General features: G+C 54.9%; 13 protein-coding genes. 3 read left to right on the forward strand and 10 right to left on the reverse strand.

Annotated features, from left to right (window positions below):
* Window positions 1-8: 8 nt before the first annotated feature.
* The 4 genes from secD to queA all read right to left on the reverse strand — a co-directional run bounded on the left by secD (window position 9) and on the right by queA (window position 4,522).
* Window positions 9-1,856, reverse strand: coding sequence for a protein translocase subunit SecD (secD, locus tag JM656_RS16415; RefSeq protein ID WP_192611349.1), 1,848 nt, complete (start codon window positions 1,854-1,856; stop codon window positions 9-11).
* A 27-nt stretch (window positions 1,857-1,883) separates the two neighbouring features.
* Window positions 1,884-2,216 carry a preprotein translocase subunit YajC gene (gene yajC / locus JM656_RS16420; RefSeq protein WP_203358689.1) on the reverse strand — a complete coding sequence of 111 codons (333 nt, stop codon included), beginning with the start codon at window positions 2,214-2,216 and terminating at the stop codon, window positions 1,884-1,886.
* Between the two features lie 22 nt (window positions 2,217-2,238).
* Window positions 2,239-3,366: a tRNA guanosine(34) transglycosylase Tgt gene (tgt, locus tag JM656_RS16425; protein ID WP_203358690.1), complete on the reverse strand. Its 1,128-nt coding sequence runs from the start codon at window positions 3,364-3,366 to the stop codon at window positions 2,239-2,241.
* A gap of 91 nt (window positions 3,367-3,457) precedes the next feature.
* A complete protein-coding gene (queA, locus tag JM656_RS16430; RefSeq protein ID WP_203358691.1) occupies window positions 3,458-4,522 on the reverse strand; it encodes a tRNA preQ1(34) S-adenosylmethionine ribosyltransferase-isomerase QueA in 1,065 nt (354 codons plus the stop codon).
* 90 nt (window positions 4,523-4,612) lie between these two features.
* Between queA and acpH the strand changes: the two genes are divergently transcribed.
* Window positions 4,613-5,194: an ACP phosphodiesterase gene (gene acpH / locus JM656_RS16435; protein ID WP_203358692.1), complete on the forward strand. Its 582-nt coding sequence runs from the start codon at window positions 4,613-4,615 to the stop codon at window positions 5,192-5,194.
* Window positions 5,195-5,446: 252 nt separating this feature from the next.
* Window positions 5,447-6,049, forward strand: a complete 603-nt coding sequence (locus JM656_RS16440) for a peroxiredoxin (RefSeq protein ID WP_003021524.1) — start codon at window positions 5,447-5,449, stop codon at window positions 6,047-6,049.
* A 49-nt stretch (window positions 6,050-6,098) separates the two neighbouring features.
* Here JM656_RS16440 and JM656_RS16445 read toward each other — a convergent pair whose 3' ends face one another.
* From JM656_RS16445 to JM656_RS16465, 5 genes are all read right to left on the reverse strand, one after another.
* Entirely contained in the window at window positions 6,099-7,493 is a 1,395-nt protein-coding gene (locus JM656_RS16445) for a DUF3999 domain-containing protein (protein WP_203358693.1), read from the reverse strand.
* The gene (locus tag JM656_RS16450) at window positions 7,490-10,093 is read right to left on the reverse strand and encodes a DUF2339 domain-containing protein (RefSeq protein ID WP_203358694.1); all 2,604 of its coding nucleotides are present in this window, start codon (window positions 10,091-10,093) and stop codon (window positions 7,490-7,492) included. Before JM656_RS16450 ends, JM656_RS16445 begins: the two co-directional genes overlap by 4 nt.
* A gap of 145 nt (window positions 10,094-10,238) precedes the next feature.
* On the reverse strand, window positions 10,239-12,107 hold the full coding sequence (locus JM656_RS16455; protein WP_203358695.1) for an amidohydrolase: 1,869 nt from the start codon (window positions 12,105-12,107) through the stop codon (window positions 10,239-10,241).
* Between the two features lie 20 nt (window positions 12,108-12,127).
* The gene (locus tag JM656_RS16460) at window positions 12,128-12,676 is read right to left on the reverse strand and encodes an antibiotic biosynthesis monooxygenase (protein WP_203358696.1); all 549 of its coding nucleotides are present in this window, start codon (window positions 12,674-12,676) and stop codon (window positions 12,128-12,130) included.
* Between the two features lie 49 nt (window positions 12,677-12,725).
* A complete protein-coding gene (locus JM656_RS16465) occupies window positions 12,726-13,367 on the reverse strand; it encodes a hydrolase (RefSeq protein ID WP_203358697.1) in 642 nt (213 codons plus the stop codon).
* A gap of 273 nt (window positions 13,368-13,640) precedes the next feature.
* Here JM656_RS16465 and JM656_RS16470 point away from each other — a divergent pair, with 273 nt between their 5' ends.
* Window positions 13,641-14,543 carry a LysR family transcriptional regulator gene (locus JM656_RS16470; RefSeq protein WP_203358698.1) on the forward strand — a complete coding sequence of 301 codons (903 nt, stop codon included), beginning with the start codon at window positions 13,641-13,643 and terminating at the stop codon, window positions 14,541-14,543.
* On the opposite strand, the gene malZ is transcribed toward JM656_RS16470, so the two are convergent.
* Window positions 14,537-16,354: a maltodextrin glucosidase gene (gene malZ, locus JM656_RS16475; RefSeq protein ID WP_203358699.1), complete on the reverse strand. Its 1,818-nt coding sequence runs from the start codon at window positions 16,352-16,354 to the stop codon at window positions 14,537-14,539. The two genes, JM656_RS16470 and malZ, sit on opposite strands and share 7 nt — an antisense overlap.
* Window positions 16,355-16,470 lie beyond the last annotated feature (116 nt).

Genomic DNA, 16,470 nt, shown 5'->3' on the forward strand with positions numbered 1-16,470 from the left:
CGCACTCCTCAGATTGACAGCTTGTTGATGCGTTTGCCGCCATACAACAGGTTTACGATGGCACGCGTACCGACAATTGCGGTAAACATCGACGTTGCTACACCAATACCGGTGGTGATAGCGAAGCCTTTGATTGCGCCGGTGCCGACTGCATACAGGATCAGGACTTTAATCAGCGTAGTGATGTTCGCATCAAAGATGGAACTGAATGCACCCGCATAACCTTCGTTGATTGCCTGCTGCACTGAACGCCCGTTGCTCAACTCTTCTTTGATACGTTCGTTGATCAGTACGTTGGCGTCGACCGCCACCGCAAGGGTTAGCACGATACCCGCAATCCCCGGCATACTCAGCGTGGCCCCTGGCAGTAACGACATGATGCCGACGATCAGCACCAGGTTAGCAATCAGCGCGCTGGTCGCGATCAGACCGAACTTCTTATAGAAGAAGATCATGAACAGAATAGAAACCGCCAGACCTGCCAGACACGCTTCCAGACCCTGTTCGATGTTCTGCATACCCAGCGTTGGGCCGATGGTACGTTCTTCAACAATCTGAATCGGCGCAATCAGCGCACCGGCACGCAGCAACAGAGAGAGCTGACGCGCTTCGTTCGGGTTGTCGATGCCGGTAATACGGAAGCTGTTGCCCAGGCGAGACTGGATGTTGGCGATGTTGATCACCTCTTCCTGCTTCACCAGTACTGAACGACCGTTAGCATCTTTCTTACCGCTGTCTTTGTACTCCACAAACAGGGTCGCCATCGGTTTACCGATATTGTCCTTGGTGAAGTTAGACATGATGTTGCCACCCGCGCTGTCCAGCGAGATGTTAACCTGCGGCTGGTTGTATTCGTCCTGGCTGGAAGTGGAGTCAGTGATATGGTCACCGGTCAGGATCACACGTTTGTACAGCACAACAGGCTGACCTTCGCGGGTCTGTTTCACTTCGGAATCGCCCGGTACACGCCCGGAAGCGGCAGCAGACTGGTCTACGTTGGTGTTGACCAGACGGAACTCCAGGGTCGCGGTGGCGCCCAGAATCTCTTTCGCACGCGCAGTATCCTGAATACCCGGCAGCTCAACGACGATGCGGTCTGCACCCTGACGTTGTACGACAGGCTCAGCAACACCCAGTTGGTTAACACGGTTACGCAGGATATTGATGTTCTGCTGCACCGCATATTCGCGGGCTTCGCTCAGGCGAGCATCGGTCATTACCGCACGCAGTACATTGCTACCCTGGCTTGTGATCACCAGATCGCGATGGCGGGGCGTCAGATAAGCGATCGCCTCATCGCGGGCCTTGTCATCACGGAACGTAATGCTCAGACCGTATTTGTCTTCTTTGCGTACAGTCGTATAAGGAATGCCTTTATCGCGCAGTTCGCTGCGCAGGCTATCGATATTTTGCTCCTGCAGCTTACCCAGAGCGGTGTCCATATCCACTTCCATCAGGAAGTGAACGCCGCCACGCAGGTCAAGACCGAGTTTCATCGGTTCTGCGTGAATAGCAGCCAGCCAACGCGGGGTCGCTGGAGCAAGGTTTAGCGCCACGACGTATTTATCACCCAGCACGCCCACCAGCGCTTCACGTGCGCGCAGTTGGATGTCGGTGGAGTCGAAGCGCGCAAGAATAGCGCCCTCTTCCAGTGCCACAGACTTAGCAGTAATTTTTTCTTCTTGTAACGTTTTCTGGACCTGGATCAGCGTTTGCTCACTGGCGGCGACACCGCGCGCGCCAGTGATTTGAACAGCCGGATCCTCACCATACAGGTTGGGAAGTGCGTAAAGCAGGCCGACGACAATCACGACGACCAGCATAATGTACTTCCACAAAGGATAACGGTTTAACACGGCAGTTCCCTTTGGGAAAACAATAAATTACAGCGCCTTCATGGTGCCTTTCGGCAGAACGGCAGCTACGAAGTCACGTTTGATAACCACTTCAGTGGTGTCGTTCAGCGCGATAACAATGTAGCCAGACTCAGCTACTTTGGTCACACGACCCACCAGGCCACCATTAGTCAGTACTTCATCGCCTTTCGCAATGGAGCTCATCAGATTTTTGTGTTCTTTGGTACGCTTCTGCTGTGGGCGAAGGATCATGAAGTAGAAAATCAGACCAAACACCACCAGCATCAGAATCAGAGACATCGGGCTGCTCTGCGCCGGAGCACCTGTTGCCGCTACCGCATCAGAAATAAAAAAGCTCATTCAAATTCCCTCATTATTAAAATTAATCAACGTTCAAAGGTGGAACAGGTCGACCCTGGCGTTGGTAAAAATCGGTCACGAAGCTCTCTAATTTACCCTCTTCAATAGCCTTACGTAAACCCGCCATCAAACGCTGGTAGTAACGAAGGTTATGAATGGTATTGAGTCGCGCGCCCAATATTTCGTTGCAACGGTCAAGATGATGCAAGTAAGCGCGCGAATAATGGCGACAGGTATAGCAATCACACTCGGCATCGAGTGGGCTGGTGTCGCTTTTATGCTTCGCATTACGAATTTTCACCACGCCGTCAGTCACGAACAAGTGACCGTTACGGGCGTTTCGCGTTGGCATCACGCAGTCAAACATATCGATACCACGACGCACGCCTTCAACCAGATCTTCTGGTTTGCCGACGCCCATCAGGTAACGCGGTTTATCCGTAGGGATTTGCGGGCAAACATGCTCCAGAATACGGTGCATATCTTCCTTTGGCTCACCCACAGCCAGACCGCCGACAGCGTAGCCATCAAAGCCGATATCTACCAGACCTTTGACGGATATATCACGTAAATCTTCGTAAACGCTACCCTGAATGATGCCAAAAAGCGCATTTTTATTGCCAAGGCCGTCAAAACGGTCACGGCTGCGCTTCGCCCAACGCAAAGACATCTCCATGGAGCGTTTAGCATAGTCCCAGTCCGCCGGATAGGGAGTACATTCGTCGAAAATCATCACGATATCGGAACCGAGATCGTATTGAATCTCCATGGACTTTTCAGGATCAAGGAAAATCGGATCGCCGTTGATCGGATTGCGGAAGTGAACGCCTTGTTCGGTGATCGTGCGAATATCGCCCAGACTGAACACCTGGAAACCGCCGGAATCGGTGAGAATCGGGCCTTTCCACTGCATGAAATCGTGCAGGTCGCCATGCAGTTTCATGATTTCCTGACCCGGGCGCAGCCACAGGTGGAAGGTATTGCCGAGAATAATCTGCGCGCCAGTGGCTTCAACTTCTTCCGGCGTCATCCCTTTGACGGTGCCGTAAGTGCCAACAGGCATAAAAGCAGGCGTTTCCACTACGCCACGATCAAACACCAGGCGGCCACGGCGAGCGCGTCCGTCGGTGGTATCCAGTTCGAATTTCATTTTTTCTCCTGCATCAGAGAAACAGTCTGATGATTACACATTCACCGTGGAATCACTCCACGGCGGCAAAATAGTACCTGAGATAGTCTTCTCAGGGTTGCTCAGAAACAGCCTGCGGATTGTACGTGATAAACATGGCATCACCGTAACTAAAAAATCGATATTCCGCTTTTACTGCTTCGTGATAGGCGTGCATGGTGTGTTTATAACCCGCAAACGCCGAAACCAACATAATCAGTGTCGATTCAGGCAGATGGAAGTTAGTCACCAGCGCATCAATCACTTTGTATTGATAACCTGGATAAATAAAAATCTGCGTATCGCCGAAGAACGGTTCAATGAGGTCGTTTTTGGCCGCCTGCGCCGCGCTTTCCAGCGAACGCACGGAAGTCGTACCTACCGCAATCACCCGGTTGCCGCGCGCTTTCGCGGCCAGCACCGCATCCACAACGTCTTGCGGCACTTCGGCGTATTCGGAGTGCATGATGTGGTCTTCAATGGTGTCCACACGCACAGGCTGGAACGTCCCGGCGCCGACATGCAGCGTGACGAACGCCATCTCGATGCCTTTGTCACGCAGTTTGGCGAGCAAAGGATCGTCAAAATGCAGACCTGCGGTTGGCGCCGCAACGGCGCCAGGTTTTTCACCGTAAACCGTCTGATACAGCTCACGGTCGGCGTCTTCATCCGGACGGTCGATGTACGGCGGCAACGGCATATGCCCGATGGCATTGAGGATATCCAGAACCGGACGTTCGTCGTTAAATTCGACTTCAAACAGCGCGTCATGACGCGCGGTCATGGTGGCCTTGATGCTCTCATCATCGCCCAGCAGCAATTCAGCGCCTGGCTTCGGCGCTTTAGACGCGCGAATATGCGCCAGAATACGCTTGTCATCCAGCATACGCTCAACCAGCACTTCAATCTTGCCGCCGCTGGCCTTACGGCCGAACAGACGCGCCGGGATCACGCGGGTGTTGTTAAAGACCAGCAGATCGCCAGGGTTGAGCTTATCGAGTAAATCGGTGAAAGTACCGTGCGTCAGCGCGCCCGTCGGCCCGTCTAATGACAGTAAGCGGCAACTACTGCGCTCAGGCATCGGATAGTGGGCAATCAGGGACTCGGGTAATTCAAAGGAAAAATCGGCAACGCGCATGACACTGACTCTGACTAAAATAAGAGGCGGGTAGTCTAGTGCCGGGGCGTTCTCCCTGCAACCTTTACCCCTCTGGATAAACATTAAACCATGAATTTTCTTGCTCACTTACACCTGGCGTACCTCGCCGAAAGCTCACTTTCCGGCAATCTGCTGGCCGATTTTGTGCGGGGGAATCCGCAAGCGAACTATGCGCCTGATGTGGTGGACGGTATTTTTATGCATCGTCGAATCGATGTGATGACCGACAACTTGCCGGAGGTCCGTGAGGCGCGGGAATGGTTTCGAGCGCAAACCCGTCGCGTAGCGCCCATTACGCTCGATGTAATGTGGGATCACTTCCTGTCGCGTCACTGGACGCAACTCTCCCCGGACTTCCCATTACAGGCCTTTGTGCGGTACGCCCATGCCCAGGTTGAGATTATTCTGCCGGAATCGCCGCCACACTTTGTGAATCTGAATAACTACCTGTGGTCAGAAAAGTGGCTGGAGCGCTACAGTGATATGGATTTCATACAGGATGTCCTGAACGGCATGGCCAGTCGTCGCCCTCGTCTTGATGCCCTTCGCGACTCCTGGTACGACCTGGATACCCACTACGATGCCCTGGAAGCGCGTTTCTGGCAGTTTTATCCGCGCATGATGGTGCTGGCGAAAAATAAACAACTTTAATTTACACGTCATCCTTCAAACTGCCTCTGCGTTGGCTGCGTCTGCTCACCCCAGTCACTTACTTGGGTAAGCTCCTGGGGGTTCTCAGACTTGCCGCCTTGATTCAACTTGAATGATTTTATGTATAGAAGCCAGATTGATAGGTAAAAGCTCACTGAACGATTGTCAGCGCCTCTTTGTCTTATTGCCGAACACTCTCTATACTGGCCCGCGTTGCGTTCCAAAAAACCCTTAACTTTGCAGGAGAATTATATGGTACTGGTTACTCGTCAGGCTCCGGATTTCACAGCAGCTGCGGTACTGGGTAGCGGTGAGATTGTTGAAAACTTCAACTTCAAACAGCACACCAACGGTAAAACAACCGTTCTGTTCTTCTGGCCGATGGATTTCACCTTCGTTTGCCCGTCAGAACTGATCGCGTTCGACAAACGTTATGAAGAATTCCAGAAGCGCGGCGTTGAAGTGGTTGGCGTTTCTTTTGACTCTGAATTTGTCCACAACGCATGGCGTAACACCCCTGTCGACAAAGGCGGCATCGGTGCAGTGAAATACGCAATGGTTGCTGACATCAAACGCGAAATCCAGAAAGCCTACGGCATCGAGCACCCGGAAGCGGGCGTGGCGCTGCGTGGTTCTTTCCTGATCGACGCGAACGGCGTTGTTCGCCACCAGGTTGTTAACGACCTGCCGCTGGGTCGTAACATCGACGAAATGCTGCGTATGGTTGACGCGCTGCAGTTCCACGAAGAGCACGGTGATGTTTGCCCGGCTCAGTGGGAAAAAGGGAAAGAAGGTATGAACGCCTCTCCGGATGGCGTTGCAAAATACCTGACCGAAAACGTCTCCAGCCTGTAATTGGCATGAATTAAGAAAAGGCTCGCCACGGCGAGCCTTTTTTATTGTGTTACGCCGCGCCGCCCTTCTTCACCTCACGCCAGATTCGCCACGCCATTGTCAGCAGTACCGCCACGCCAAGAATTAACGCTCCCCAGACCAGCAATGTTTTCCACAAACGCTGTTGTTCAGCCGCTGAGGTGGCCGTTAACCGTGCTTCTCCCCCCAGAACCACGCGGGTATGCGGGAAAACCCTCGGCAGAGCGTCAATCTTCTGCCTTTCACGCAATGCTTTCGGGATCAGCATATCCATGCTGACATCCGCCTTGACTGCCGCCCCGTTTCCCCACGCCAGCATGTAAGGACTCGTCCCCTGGGCATTGAAAATCACCTGATAGCTGTCGCGAACGCCTCTCACCACCGGGAGTGTCTCCGGCAATTTGGCATTCAGGGTGGTCATGCGAACCGCCTCGACTAACGCACCAGAGAGGGGAATACTGTCAGAAAACTGCCCATCCAGCCAAAAGAGCACCGTCTTGCTCAACGGTCGCCATGCCTCTTTTTCGCTGCTGCGCCACTCCAGCTCGACAGGTAAGATCCCTTTATTGTCCAGAATGATGTCCAGCGCCGTCAGCGGTTGGGGATGATCCCATTGCCAGATAGCCTCAGTGGGTGAAATTTTACTGCCACGGGCATTCAGTAAGACGCGCTCGGCGGCAGGCGGGTTTGTGTCGGTGAGTGCGCTCACGCCATTCAGAATCAACGCCGGGCTTTGCGGATCCAGGATCACCAGCAGATAAGCGATGCTATCCGTTGACAGCGTGATGTCTGCACGGAGGGTGTCGATTTTCAGTCGATCATCGCCACGTTTCAGATCCATAAGCTGCGAGGCATCCTGAATCTCATCCCAACGATGTAAGTCACGACTGTAATACACCGAGGCTTTTCCCTGCCAGTTTTCTGCGGGATCGCGCCAGTCCAGGCGCAACCGGGAAACCTGCAGTGATTCCACCCCATTTTCCGGCAGCGTCAGCAGAAAACTTTGCCCAATCTCTTTGGCATCTTCGCTCTCAAAATGGATTTCCAGCCCGCTTTTCGAACGCAGCAGCACCGTCTGCGTACCGCTATCGTCATTTGGTTTCACCGGGACAGGTGAGGCATCAAACGCAAAGAGTCGAAGCGGAACGGCTTTTGGCTCCGTGGCCTGCGATTTCTGCACCTCAAGCGCGAAAGGCACCACGTCGCCCTGGCGGTTAAACACGCGCACATCACGTAAATCCGGCCAGACGCTGGTGGCATAGACCTCCATTGGGAGCGGGACGCGATACCAGGGCGATTCCCCGGTTGTCTCCAGCGTCATCCCCACCGCGTAATCCTGCGGCGTCTCCGGTGCCTCGTCACGGCTGAACGCCGGAAACGTCATCCCCAACAGGACACTCCATAATACCCCTTTCATCCCGTTCATTTTTCGTCTCCAGCCCTGGGCGGTAACGGTGAGAAGTACCCCACGATTAATACCAGAATCGCCACGCCAATAAAGGCGACGGCGCGTGCTAACCCGCCGCCATTCGCACTGTCCACCAGCATCAGTTTAATGATAACGATGCCCAGAAAGGCCGCGCCACAAAACCATTCCCGTCGCGAACCACGTCGCGTTGCGCGGATCATGACAATTAATGCCGTGAGCATCCAGAACAGGGCAAAACAGGTCTGGATCAAACGCGAATGCCACAACGCATCACTGCTCCACGCGACATCGCCATACCACGACAGCGCGCGCATCAGCGCCCCATTCAGCCACCAAAATGCCAGCGCTACCAGCGCAACCAGTCCCCATGAACGGTACTCCGCTAACGGCGCAGGTAATACGCGAAGAGAGAAACGAACAAGAATATACAGCCCCAACAACGCGAAGGCCGCCCCCTCTTCAAGCGGGTTAACCCCAGGAATGTAACGCTGATGGAGAACCACACCATCTTCCAGGTTCGCCAACAGCAGATACAACACTAAAATAACGGCCAGCGGCGCTAAGGCGACCGCGCCATACAGAACAGGCCAGCTCGTAAACGGCCACAGTTTGCGGCGAAGCGCCGTATGTACCAGCAGGATCACTATCCCGCCCGCCGCCATCATCAGACCGCTGCGCCAGGCGTCCATTCCCCACGGCAATGCCTGCGTAAACCAGAATAACTCCATGGCGAACGCCAGTAAGATTATCCAGAACAGAGAAAGATGCAGCGCCTGCGAGAGCCGTGGCAACAAACGTGGGCCATCGCGATACAGCATGAACACCGCGCAAGGCAATGCCACGCACCACACCAGATTTTGCCAGCCCGCGGCAAAAATCTGCTTTAAATCTATTTGATACATCAGCAGCAACAGCATGGCGGGCCACAGCAGCCACTGGCTGTACCCCAGCTCCCGCCATGCGAATCGCCCGCTCAGATAACGCCAAAGCATGCCAGATACGGTCATCAGCGCCAGCGCGCCAAACCATTCAGAACCTGAGTCTTCAAGCATCAGTTGTGATGCGCCCACAATAGCGACGATCCAGAATGCCACGCCCCCCGCCAGTAGCGCCCAACTGATCTGCACCTTTTCACTGCGCCACAGCCACGCCCCTGCCAGCCAACACAGACTCAGCACAGAAAAGATCATCATCACCGACAGCGCCGCGGCATTTTCTGCCAGCGCCCAGCCTCCGCTGACCACCGCCAGCAGCATCAATGCGGTACCGCTGTAGCTCATCCGCCGCTGCTGTTGCTGAATGCCCAGCCACAACACGCCCAATCCTTCGAGCGCCCAGGCCATCGCCGTCCAGCGTGCGGAAAGCGCCAGCGGGATGGCCAGCGTGGCAAATGCCCCACCAAGCGCCAGCGCCGCCAGGGCCAGTGGCCGTCCCATCGACGGAAAACGGCGTAATGCCAGCCACGCCAGCACCATGTAGAAACCGCCAAATCCCAGCGCACTGAGGGCCGGGCCATATTCCAGATGCTCAGTCATGGCGTACTGCATACCAAATCCAATCACCGGAGGCGCAAACACCAGCACGCCGTCAATAATACGCTTGCTCTTCTCCTGCGCCCGCAGCGAAAGCGCCACGCTCAACACGCCAAAAATGAGGATGTTGGCGATCAGGAAAAGCTGGCAATTGAGCCAGTACTCAGGCCGGTAATCACTCAGCCCCCACAGCCCACCAACTCCGAAGGTAAACAGCAGCCCCAACAGATTGAGCTCACGCCAGTGCTGCCAGATGCTGATGGCGAGAATGCCGAGCGAAAGCAGGAGGTAAAACGAGAACAACGCGACATAGTTGCCGCTCCCGGTGGAAAGCAGCAGCGGGGCGAGATAGCCGCCGATACTTGCCAGCATCGCCAGGCTCAGCGCTTTTTGCAAAATAGCGAGCCCCACGCTTGCCGCGCAGATCAGCACCAGTAGTGCAAAAGCCAGCGTGAGCGGCAACATTTGCCACAGCCGGAATGCGCCAAAGACGGTCAAGTAAAGCGCGCCGGTCGCCCCCCCTTGCAGAATTAAGGCATAGACGGGCTGTTTGTGCCGCAAGCGCCAGCCCACCGCGAGCAACACCACGGCAAACAACGCCGCCGCCACAAGGCGCAGCTCAAGGGGAAACAGGGAATGTTCAACCGTATAGCGCAGCAGGAATGATAAACCGAAGAAGAGCAGCAAAATCCCCAGTTTGGCCAGCGGATTTCCCTGCATAAACCAGCGTGCCAGCGAAGAGAAAACACCGCCAAACGCAGAGGGTTTCACAGGCGGCGCGTCGACGTTTTCAGGCAGGACGAGGGAGAGTGGAGGACGTTCACCCCCTGACGCGGCGGTAACCACAGACTCTGATATCGGCTCCACGGGGATAACAGGCTCAGGTGTCGCCTGTTGAACCGGCGCAGTGTCCACACCACGCTGTTCAAGTTCTTCAACCCGTCGGCGCAGAATGGAAAGTTCATATCGGAGCACGGAGGTGCGATTCAGCGCGACAATCGCCAGTATCGGCACCACCAGTCCAAAAAAAAGAGCAATGCAGCCAAGGATTACAAAATCATCCATGTTTCCACCTTCACTGTACAAGACGCGCGTAGATTGGCACACAATGTTGCATTTGTGCCATCCCTGTAAGCTAAATGAAAACAATTCTAGAAAAGATCGGCGGGTTTTGCCGGATGAACGTGAGCGTCATCCGGCATGCCGAACATTAAAATGCGAAGCAGGAACAGCCGAGCGCACCCCAGAAGGCCTGGTCATCCGACACCGGGATCCCCGATTTGCGCGCCATATCGTGCTGGTGCCCATGAACGCCACAGCTGCCACAACACTGGTGCATCTGGACAATGGCCCCCACTTTAGCTGCGGCTGGCGGCGCGGAACGGTAGTGGCCTGGGACGTTTACCACCGGCGACCAGTCCGGCACCACCGGAATCGCTGGCGGTGCCAGCGGCGTGAACTGTCCCGCGGCGTAGACCACTTTGCCATCGACAACCGTCATCACCGACTCAATCCCTTTGATCTCCTCTTCCGCCACGCTGAAGTAGTCTTTTGACAGCACCACCAGGTCGGCAAGCTGTCCTTGTTCAATCCGCCCTTTTTTCCCCTGCTCGCTGGAGAACCACGCGCTGCCCGCCGTCCACAACTCCAGCGCCACCTCACGCGGCAGACGGTTGTTATCGTCATACATTGCCGTACCCCCGACGGTACGCCCGGAGACCAGCCAGTACAGCGCCGTCCACGGGTTGTAGCTGGCAACACGCGTTGCATCGGTACCGAGTCCGACGGGAACATCCGCCGCCAGCATTTTTGCCACCGGCGGCGTGTGTTTCACCGCCTCTTTGCCGTAGCGATCGATAAAATATTCGCCCTGGAAAGCCATCCGGTGCTGTACGGCAATCCCGCCGCCCAGCGCTTTTACACGGTCGATGTTGCGTTCGGTGATAGTCTCAGCATGGTCGAAGAACCAGTGTAATCCGTTGAACGGGATATCACGGTTGACCTTCTCAAAGACATCCAGCATTCGGCTGATGGATTCGTCGTAGGTGGCATGCAGGCGGAACGGCCAGCGATGTTCGACAAGATGGCGCACCACGCGCTCCAGCTCATCTTCCATTCCTTCAGGCAGGTCCGGGCGCGGTTGCAAAAAGTCTTCGAAATCCGCCGCCGAAAAGACCAGCATTTCCCCTGCGCCGTTAGCACGATAAAAATCGGTCCCTTGCCCCGGTTTGAGCATGTCAGTCCAGCGCTCAAAGTCCCCCAGTTCTTGCTTCGGCCGTTGGGTAAACAAGTTGTAGGCAATGCGCACCGTCATCTGGTTGTTGGCGTGCAACTGCTCAATAATCTCGTAATCTTCCGGGTAGTTCTGGAAGCCGCCACCCGCGTCGATAGCGCTGGTCAATCCCAGACGGTTCAGTTCGCGCATAAACTGGCGGGTCGAGTTTACCTGCATCTCCAGCGGCAACTTTGGCCCTTTCGCCAGCGTCGAGTACAGGATCATGGCGTTCGGTTTGGCGATCAGCATCCCGGTTGGGTTGCCGTTGCTGTCGCGGACAATCTCACCGCCAACCGGGTCCGGCGTCGCTTTGGTATAACCCACCGCTTTCAAGGCCGCCCGGTTGAGCAGCGCACGATCGTAAAGATGCAGCACAAACACCGGTGTGTCCGGTGCCGCGTCGTTCAGCTCTTCCAGCGTCGGCATACGGCGTTCCGCGAACTGAAACTCACTCCAGCCCCCCACCACGCGAACCCATTGCGGTGATGGCGTTCGATCCGCCTGATCTTTTAACATACGCAGCGCGTCCGCCAGCGACGGCACGCCTTCCCAGCGTAATTCCAGATTGTAATTGAGGCCGCCGCGAATCAAATGCAGGTGGGAGTCGTTTAAACCAGGGATCACCGTGTGACCTTTTAGATCAACAAGTTGTGTCCCGTCAGCGGCAAAGCTCATGATCCTGTCATGAGTACCGGTCGCCAGAATTTTTCCGTCTTTGATCGCCACGGCTTCCGCCTGTGGGTATTGCCGATCAAGGGTATGGATTTTTCCGTGCGTCAGAATGAGTGTGGCAGTTTGAGACATAACAATCTCCTGAAAAACCGTCAGGCTTTTTTCAGCCATCCGGCAAACAGACGGGTTACGATGGGCATCCAGAGCCAGACCACCAGCGCAACCACACAGGCATCATTAATCAGATGCAATAGCATTGACCCCTTCAGTGCGGGAAGGATCATGCCGGTTATCCACGGCACCAGATTGGTGCTGGGAAAAATAACCAGCAGGGTTATCAGAAACTGTTTCCAGCGCAGCGGCTGGCGGACGTGGGGCGCTGGCGGCGTAAACCAGAACGCCGCTTCGGTGCGGACTTCCGTTTTATCACCTTCCGCCAGCAGCGGGGCTATTTCTTCCACCAGTACCCGACGCGTATCCGACTGGGTCCAGTTGTAGAGATGCTCGAGGGTGTCGAAACGAATAATGATGTTCCACAGAGTTTGTCCGTCAGCGGGACGAATGACGTTCGCCCCCAGATGCCCGGGAAACTCCGCCGCCACCGGCATAATTTTCCCCAGCCATTGCTCATAGCGCTCCGCCTGGTTGGGCTGCAATGTATGCGTAATGACCAGCGTCACGTGTTTATTTTGTTGCGCCATGGAAGGTTCCTTGCACAAGGAGAATGGCGGGATTGCCCCGCCATTGGCATTACGCTTTGCGTTCAGGCGCGCCATGCACCAGGGTGTAGGCGTAATCCACGCCCATACCGTAGGCGCCGCTGTGTTCGCGCACCAGATCCATGACGGCGTCATAAGTTTCTTTACGGGACCAGTCGCGCTGGTATTCCAGTAACACCTGCTGCCAGGTTACGGGAACCGCGCCTGCCTGCACCATGCGGTCAATCGAACGTTCATGCGCGTCAACAGAGGTTCCGCCGGAGGTGTCAGTGACCACATACACTTCGTAACCCGCTTCCAGCGCCATCAATGCCGGGAATGTCAGGCACACTTCGGTCCACAACGCAGAGATAATCAATTTCTTACGACCGGTCGCTTCTACCGCTTTTACAAACGCCGCATCTTCCCATGAATTCATTGAGGTACGTTCAATGGGTTTCACATCAGGATGCACCGCCAGTAATTCCGGCCAGATATAACCACTAAAACTTTTCGTTTCAACAGAAGTATAAATGACCGGAACTTTAAATATTTTCCCGGCTTTCGCTAACGCAACGGTATTATTTTTCAGGGTTTGACGATCAATATTTGCCACGCCAAATGACATTTGCGGCTGATGGTCAATAAAAATAAGCGTAGAATTGTCAGGATTAATGAGTTCCCGAATAGACATATCACACCTTCTTAATCAATGAGTTAAAAGGTGACGGCCTGTATCTTCCGTCAGTAGTAAGATCCTGAATCAGAAAGCTTCTTGAGTATAGCGGGAAATTTCTAATGAGTTATTAAAGAAAACTTACCATTCGGTGACGATAATAATTTTGTATTAAGTAAAGTCGCAGTCATCATCAAAAAATTTACAGATTCCACTCTAAAATATTCACTGGCTTTGTTTTTCTCTATTCGGTACAACTGAGTTGTTTAATTTTCAGGATATTTTCAGCCCATGCGAATCAATCTGGATGTTTTGCTTATCCTCGACGCTCTCGACAAGCACGGCTCATTTGCCGCCGCAGCCGAATCACTCTTTAAAACCCCGGCGGCACTCAGCTACATGATTCAGAAGCTGGAAAATGACCTAAGTATTGAGCTACTCGACCGTTCCGGTCACCGGGCGAAATTTACCGACACCGGACGGATGATGCTGGAAAAGGGACGGTTACTGCTCAGTGCGGCAAAAGATCTGGAAAAGCAGGCTGTTCAGTTAAGTTCTGGCTGGGAAAAAGAGCTGGCTATCGCGCTCGACGATTCGTTTCCTTTTGAGGCGTTACTCCCGCTCATCGAGGCATTCGACGCGCTCAACAAGCAAACGCGCCTCAATTTTACCCATCATACGCTGGCAGGTTCCTGGGAGGAGCTAACGCATAATGGCGCGGATATTATTCTCGGCGCCATCAATGAGCCGCCCACCTCCGCCGCATGGTCGTACAAAATGCTTGGCACGCTGGATAATGTGTTTGTCGTCGCCCCTTCGCACCCACTGGCAAGTGCGTCGGATGCGCTGACCAATGAGCAACTTTGCCTGCATCGGGCGGCGGTGATCAGCGACAGCGCCCGCTATTGTCAGCCGCTACAATCCAATTTGATGGATGAACAGGCGCAAATTCGCGTCGACAGTTTTAGCAGTAAAGTCACATTGTTACGTGCGGGTATTGGCTGCGGATTCCTTCCCCGGCATATCGCCAGACCGTGGCTTGCCTGTGGTGAACTGGTCGAAAAATCCGTGATCTCATTTCGCGAGAAGGACGTGGCCTACATGGCATGGCGTAATCACAGCGATGGTCTTGCGCAGCGCTGGTGGCGTGAAGCGTTACTCACCAGCGCTGAAATCGCAAAACTGTATCAGTGACTGACCCACACAGAAGCAGAAATGGCCGGCAGGCTGAGAATACCCTCCGCAAGCTGGCCTTTCCCTTCATGGCATTGCCATGAAGTCACATTGAGCAGCGGCGAATCGGCTAACACCACTTCGCAGGCCTCGCCCCGGTTGATCGCCACCAACACCCGCTGCTGATGTAAGACCCGGACAAAGACCACCACATTCTCTTCGGCATAAATGACCTGGCAGCCGCCATGACGTAGCGCCTGGCTGCGATGGCGCAGTTTCGCCAGCCGTTGGTACAATGCCAGTAATTCGCCATCCTGTTTTTCTGCCTGCCACGGGAAGGGCTTGCGACAGAACGGATCGTTGTTGCCATCCAGCCCCACTTCATCCCCGTAATAGATACAGGGGACGCCAGGCCAGGTAAATAACCAGATCACCGCCAACGGTAAGCGCGCTACGTCCTTACCTAACAGGGACTTAAAGCGGGCGGTATCGTGACTGTCCAGCTGATTAAACATGCGCAGCTGCTGTTGGTGCGACAGGCTGGCGCGATAGTTGTCCATCCATGCCATACAGGTCTGGGCATCAATATGCTGCGGATCGTAAGAGATGTCGGTATTGGCGAGGAATCCCCAGAGCGGAAAGGTAAAACCGCGATAGTTCATCGCCGCATCTTCGGCATCAACCTGTAACCACTGGCGCGCATCGCCAAAGTGCTCACCAACAATATAGGCCTCTGGCTGCGTCTCTTTTGCTGCCTGCGTAATACCGGCGACGTGCTGAAGGTTATTACGCGCGCCGCCGCCTTCACCCAGCATATGCACTACATCCAGACGCCAGCCGTCCATATTCCACGGCGCTTTGAGCCAGTGCCGAACAATGCTGTCCTCGCCCCGGTAAATTTCATTCACCAGCGTTTCGGACTGGAAATCCAGCTTCGGCAAGCTCGGATACCCCAGCCAGCCCAGCGCCACGCCGTCTGTCGAGAAGTGATACCAGTCGCGCCACGGCGATTCCGGATTATGGCAGGCGCCGCCGGTACCCCGGTTATGCCTGTCAAACCAGGCATGCGAGTCGCCGCTGTGGTTAAACACGCCATCCAGTACCAGCCGCATGCCGTGGCGCTGCGTATTATGCCGCAGGCGCAGCAACGCCTGATCGCCGCCAAACTGCGGATCAACATGACGATAATCTTCGGTGTCGTATTTATGCACGCTCGGTGCGGTAAAGACAGGATTCAGGTACAGCGCCGTCACGCCCAGCTTTTTCAGGTACGGCAGCTTTTCACTAATGCCGTCCAGATCGCCGCCATAGAACGTGGATCCCCCCGCCTGCGCGGTGATCGGCGCGTCCCAGTCACGCAGCACGATATCCTGCCCGGCAGCATGATGATAATAGACATTGTCCTGATCCGCGCTGCGCGGCTGACTGCGGGCGAAGCGATCGGGGAATATCTGATAAAAAATCTGATCGGCGACCCACTGAGGGCCGTTATCGGGAGCGTCTATCGCGAACTGTTCCAGCCGTGCGGGCGGGAAGCGGCTAAAGCCTTGCGGGGTAAACCAGCACTGGCGATCGTGCCAGAGCAGTTTGAAACTGTAGCGTCGACGGGGTTGTCCGCCAGAGAGATCAATCGCCGCGCGCCAGGCCGTGACGCCGGGCTGTGGCTGCGTGCGAAGCGGGTGCATGACCAGCGAAATTTCTTCGTTATCATTCTCTGCGCGTAGCGTCACACGTTGAGGAGGATTTTCCCCGCGCAACCATAACGTAATGGCCAGCTTATCTTTGTTTTGCTTAACAAATGGGGCAACCGGAAGGTGCCAGGCGTTCAACATCACGTATCCCCTTTGATGAAAATGAGGTCACCTTGCCATAGCGCAATGCAGGATAACTCATCATCTTACTGTTTATTGGGGGAGGAGCCAGGGGGAGGATATTTCGCCGGACGGCG

Source organism: Citrobacter sp. R56 (assembly GCF_016811995.1).
GTDB lineage: Bacteria > Pseudomonadota > Gammaproteobacteria > Enterobacterales > Enterobacteriaceae > Citrobacter_D > Citrobacter_D enshiensis.

Excerpts from the sequence above, each read along its gene's own strand:
- yajC (WP_203358689.1), bottom strand. The coding sequence starts at position 2,216 with ATGAGCTTTTTTATTTCTGATGCGGTAGCGGCAACAGGTGCTCCGGCG.
- tgt (WP_203358690.1), bottom strand. The coding sequence starts at position 3,366 with ATGAAATTCGAACTGGATACCACCGACGGACGCGCTCGCCGTGGCCGC.
- queA (WP_203358691.1), bottom strand. The coding sequence starts at position 4,522 with ATGCGCGTTGCCGATTTTTCCTTTGAATTACCCGAGTCCCTGATTGCC.
- acpH (WP_203358692.1), top strand. The coding sequence starts at position 4,613 with ATGAATTTTCTTGCTCACTTACACCTGGCGTACCTCGCCGAAAGCTCA.
- JM656_RS16440 (WP_003021524.1), top strand. The coding sequence starts at position 5,447 with ATGGTACTGGTTACTCGTCAGGCTCCGGATTTCACAGCAGCTGCGGTA.
- JM656_RS16445 (WP_203358693.1), bottom strand. The coding sequence starts at position 7,493 with ATGAACGGGATGAAAGGGGTATTATGGAGTGTCCTGTTGGGGATGACG.
- JM656_RS16450 (WP_203358694.1), bottom strand. The coding sequence starts at position 10,093 with ATGGATGATTTTGTAATCCTTGGCTGCATTGCTCTTTTTTTTGGACTG.
- JM656_RS16455 (WP_203358695.1), bottom strand. The coding sequence starts at position 12,107 with ATGTCTCAAACTGCCACACTCATTCTGACGCACGGAAAAATCCATACC.
- JM656_RS16460 (WP_203358696.1), bottom strand. The coding sequence starts at position 12,676 with ATGGCGCAACAAAATAAACACGTGACGCTGGTCATTACGCATACATTG.
- JM656_RS16465 (WP_203358697.1), bottom strand. The coding sequence starts at position 13,367 with ATGTCTATTCGGGAACTCATTAATCCTGACAATTCTACGCTTATTTTT.
- JM656_RS16470 (WP_203358698.1), top strand. The coding sequence starts at position 13,641 with ATGCGAATCAATCTGGATGTTTTGCTTATCCTCGACGCTCTCGACAAG.
- malZ (WP_203358699.1), bottom strand. The coding sequence starts at position 16,354 with ATGTTGAACGCCTGGCACCTTCCGGTTGCCCCATTTGTTAAGCAAAAC.